The organism is Corallococcus sp. AB049A (genome assembly GCF_003668885.1).
Lineage (GTDB): Bacteria > Myxococcota > Myxococcia > Myxococcales > Myxococcaceae > Corallococcus > Corallococcus interemptor.
On sequence record NZ_RAWL01000573.1, the window covers coordinates 1 to 4,572 of the forward strand.

The 4,572-nt window shown below is 68.8% G+C and carries 2 protein-coding genes; both read left to right on the plus strand.

What is annotated here, in order from left to right; translation table 11 throughout:
* A partial coding sequence (locus D7X55_RS36335) for a thioesterase domain-containing protein (protein WP_121725427.1) occupies positions 1–1,788 on the plus strand: 1,788 nt, incomplete at its 5' end.
* A 386-nt stretch (positions 1,789–2,174) separates the two neighbouring features.
* Positions 2,175–4,572: condensation domain-containing protein (locus tag D7X55_RS36340; RefSeq protein WP_147470355.1), on the plus strand; the 2,398-nt coding region annotated here is incomplete at its 3' end.

A 4,572-nucleotide genomic window follows, 5' to 3' on the forward strand; every position in this document is an offset into this window, starting at 1 on the left:
CACCTTGCTCGCCTGCCGGAAGGCGCCACGTTCCTCAACGGCTACGGCCCCACGGAGAACACGACGTTCTCCGCGACGTACACCCTGCGCCGCGACACGGTGGTGGAAGGCGCCATTCCCATCGGCCGGCCGCTCACCAACTCCACGGTCTACGTGCTCGACGCGCACCTGCACCCGGTGCCCGTGGGCGTCGCGGGTGAGGTGTACGTCGGAGGCCCCGGCCTTGCCTGGGGCTACCTCAACCGCCCCGACCTGACCGCAGAGCGCTTCGTCCCGCATCCCTTCGCGGCCACTCCGGGCGAACGGCTCTACCGCACGGGCGACAAGGCACGCTGGCGGGAGGACAGCACGCTCGACTTCCTGGGACGCGTCGACTTCCAGGTGAAGGTGCGCGGCTTCCGCATCGAGTTGGGGGAAATCGAGGCCACGCTGCGCGCTGTCTCCGGTGTCAACGAAGCCGTCGTGGTGGCCCGGGGCGCGGACTCGGACAAGCGCCTCATTGGTTACGTCACGGCTCGCGCAGGCCACGCCCTGGATGTGGAGGCGCTGCGGGCCCACCTGCGGCAGCGGCTGCCGGAGTACATGGTGCCCGCCTCGCTCATGGTGCTGGACGCGCTGCCGCTCAACGCCAACGGCAAGGTGGACCGCAAGGCCCTGCCCGAACCCGATGCTCACGCCATCGAAGCCCGGGACTTCGTCGCGCCACGCGACGCGCTCGAAATGCAGCTCGCGCGCATCTGGGAGGACGTCCTCGGCATCCGCTCCGTCGGCGTCCGCTCCAGCTTCTTCGAGTTGGGCGGCCACTCCCTGCTCGCCGTACGCATGGTCGCCGTCGTGCGCGAGCGGCTGGGCCAGACGATTCCCCTCTCCGTCCTCTTCCAGCAGCCCACCGTCGAGCAGCTCGCCCAGGTGCTTCGCGATGACTCGCAGGCCTGGACGCCGCTCGTCCCGCTGGAGCGCGGCGAGCCCAACCAGCGGCCCCTCTTCCTCGTCCACCCGGGTGGCGGCAACGTCCTTGCCTACTCGGAGCTGGCGCGCAGGCTGGGGCCGTCACTGCCTGTCTATGGCCTCCAGTCTCGCGGCCTCGACGGAGGCCCCGTCGCGGAGTCCATCGAGGAGATGGCGGACCTCTACATCGACGCCATTCGCACGGTGCAGCCGCACGGCCCCTACCAGCTCGGTGGCTGGTCCCTGGGCGGGCTCGTCGCCTACGAGATGGCTCGCCGCCTGCGCGATGCGGGTGAAGCCGTGGACCTGCTCGCCCTCATCGACGCTTATGTGCCCGGACTGACGAAGCCCTCCCAGGACGCCACGCACCTGGCTCCCGAAGCACGCGCACGGCTCGCCTTCGCCCATGCCACCGCCACGGCGTTTGGACAGACCCTCTCCGTTCCTGACGAAGTGCTGGCACAGGGTGACGACGGCGCGATGCTGGCGCAGCTGCTCCAGGAAGGTCTCCGGGCGCGCATCCTGGATGCGCACTCTGGCCCGGCCCAGCTGCGTGCCCTCTTCAACGTCTTCCGGGCCAACCTCTTCGCCCAGGAGAAGTTCGTGCCCCAGCCGTACGACGGCACCGCGCTGCTCCTGAGCGCGAGCGGAGTCGCCGCCGGGATTCCGAAGCACCGTGGCTGGGTGTCCCTGGTGCTCGGCGGCCTGGAGGTGCACGAGGTTCCCGGTGGCCACCACGCCCTGATGCAGGACCCGCACCTCGGGGCTGTCGTTGAGCGCCTGCGGGAGGCGCTTGCGCGGGTGTCCGGCATCGCGCCCCAGCAGGCATCGGGGAGCTGATCCAGGGCGGATGTGAAATCAGGCGCCCACCGTCGTGGATCATCGCGACGGTGGGCCTGTGTCACACGGCCTGTATCAGGGAAGAGACGCACGGAGCAGGCCTCACTCCAGAGGACATCCGAGGTCCTTCCCGCCTCAAGTTCTGGGAACCAGAGAAATTATGCAAATACCTGAATTCACTCGGGCAAGGATGGGTCCGTCCTCATGACAGGATGATCATTGGCGGAATAATCTCCCTTAAATGAATTTGACCCACCCTCGCGCTTCTCCCGGGAGAGCAGCGCAGGGCGTCAGTTCGGCACCACCCGCAGACCTGGATTCACGCGAGCGCCGCTACCCCGGTGGTGCTCGTGCGCAGTGGCGTCCCCGAGCGCGGAGTACATGAGATGAGCCACGAGCTGTCGAAGCGGATCGCCAACCTGTCGCCAGAGAAGCGCGCCGAATTGCTCAGGAAGGTGGCCGCGCAGAAGGCCGTCGCCGGCAACTCCGTCCAAGGGCTCATTCCGGTTCAGGACCGCTCCCGGCCCCTGCCCCTCTCCTTCGCCCAGCAGCGCCTCTGGTTCATTGATCAGCTGCAGCCTGGGACCTCCCTCTTCAACGTGCCCATGGCGGTGCGTCTGGAGGGTGCGCTCGACGTGGCCGTGCTGGAGCGCGCGCTGCGCGAAGTGGTGCGCCGTCATGAAGTGCTGCGCACCACGTTCCGCGAGGACGCTTCTGGCCCCGTGCAGGTGGTGTCGCCCGAGCCGATGCTCACGCTGGAGCGCAAGGACCTCACGGGCTCGCCGCCGGAGGAAGCGTGGCGTCTGGCGCGCGAAGCCGCTGCGCAGCCCTTCGACCTCTCCAAGGGCCCGCTGCTGCGAGCACTGCTGCTGACGGCCGCGCCGGCGGAGCACCTGCTCGTCGTGGTGGTGCACCACATCGTCTCGGACGGCTGGTCCATGACGCTGCTGGTGCGCGAGGTAGCGCTGCTCTACGGAGCGCTCGCGAGAGGCCAGGCGGCGCCCCTGCCCCCGCTGGGCGTGCAGTACGCGGACTTCGGCGTCTGGCAGCGCGAGTGGATGCAGGGTCCCCGGCTGGAGAAGCAGCTCGATTACTGGAAGCGGCAGTTGGAGGGCGTGCCTTCCGCGCTGGAGTTGCCCACCGACTTCCCCCGTCCCGCCACGCGAGACGGCCGGGGTGCCCGGCATGACGTGCTGCTGCCCCGCGAGTTGACGGACGCGCTCAAGGCCCTGGCGCAGCAGGAGGGCGCCTCCCTCTACATGGCCTTGCTGACGGGCTGGCAGATGCTGATGGCCCGCTACTCCGGCCAGGAGGACGTCACCGTCGGCTCTCCCATGGCGGGCCGCACGCGCGGCGAGGTGGAAGGCCTCATCGGCCTCTTCGTCAACGCCCAGGTGCTTCGCACGCGTGTCCCAGGCACCGCGTCCTTCCGCACGCTGCTGCGTCAGGTGCGAGAGACGGTGCTGGGAGCCCAGGAGCACCAGGAGTTGCCCATTGAGAGGCTCGTGGAGGAGTTGAAGCCCGAGCGCATTCCAGGCCGCACTCCCTTCTTCCAGGTGATGCTCACCTACCAGGCCTCCTTCCGCGGCGCCGCCATGGTGGAGGGCGTCAAGCTGGAGGCCCTGGAACTCGACACCTTCTCCGCCAAGTTCGACCTCACCCTCCAGGTGCTGGAGACGGACGCGGGCCTCAAGGGCTACCTCGAGTACACGACCGATATCTTCACCGCTTCCACCGCCGCTCGCATGGCCGAGCACCTGCGGGTGCTCCTGGAAGGCGCTGTCGCGAAACCCGACGAGCATGTGTCGTCACTCCAGTTGCTCACGGGAGAGGAGCGCCAGCAGGTGCTGGTGGACTGGAACGCCACCCGCGCTCCGTTCCCCGAAGCCTGCATGCATTCGCTCTTCGAGGCGCAGGTGCGACGCGCTCCGGAGACCGTTGCCGCTGTCTTCGAAGGGACGCAGCTGACGTATGCACAGCTGAATGCACGCGCCAATCAGCTCGCCCATGCCCTGCGCCACCGTGGCGTGGGCCCGGAGGTCCGCGTCGCGCTCGGTGTCGAGCGCTCCCTGGATATCGTCATCGGCCTGCTTGGCATCCTGAAGGCCGGTGGCGCCTGGGTGCCGGTGGATCCCCTCCTGCCTCGTGAGCGCCTGGCCTTCATGCTGGAGGACAGCGCGGCCCAGGTGCTCGTCACCCAGCAGCCGCTGGTGGACCGCTTCCCGGAGGCGCTGCATGCACGAGCGCTCTGCCTGGATACGGAGCGCGCTGCGCTCGCCATGGAGCCGACGGTTGCGCCAGTGACGGGCGTGACGCCCGCGAACATGGCGTACCTGCTGTACACGTCGGGCAGCACGGGCACTCCGAAGGGCACGGCGGTGGAACACCGCAGCGTCGCCAACCTCGTCACCCACGAAGCGGTGGCGTACGGCATCGGCCCTGGCAGCCGCGTACTCCAGTTCGCCAGCCTCAGCTTCGACCTGTCGGTGGAGGAGATTTTCACCACGCTCTGCAACGGCGCCACGCTGGTGCTCGCGCCGTTGGAGAAGTTGATGCCGGGCGCGCCGCTGCCCGTCCTGCTGCGTGAGCAGCACCTCTCCGTCGTCAGCCTCACCCCCGCAGCGCTTGCAGCGACCTCCGCCGAGCGACTGCCTGAAGTGCGCACCGTCATCTCCGGCGGTGAAGCCCTGCCCGCGGATGTTGTCGCGCGTTGGGCGCCGGGGCGGCGCCTGCTCAACACCTACGGTCCCACCGAAGCCACCGTCATCGCCACGTTCGGTGAGG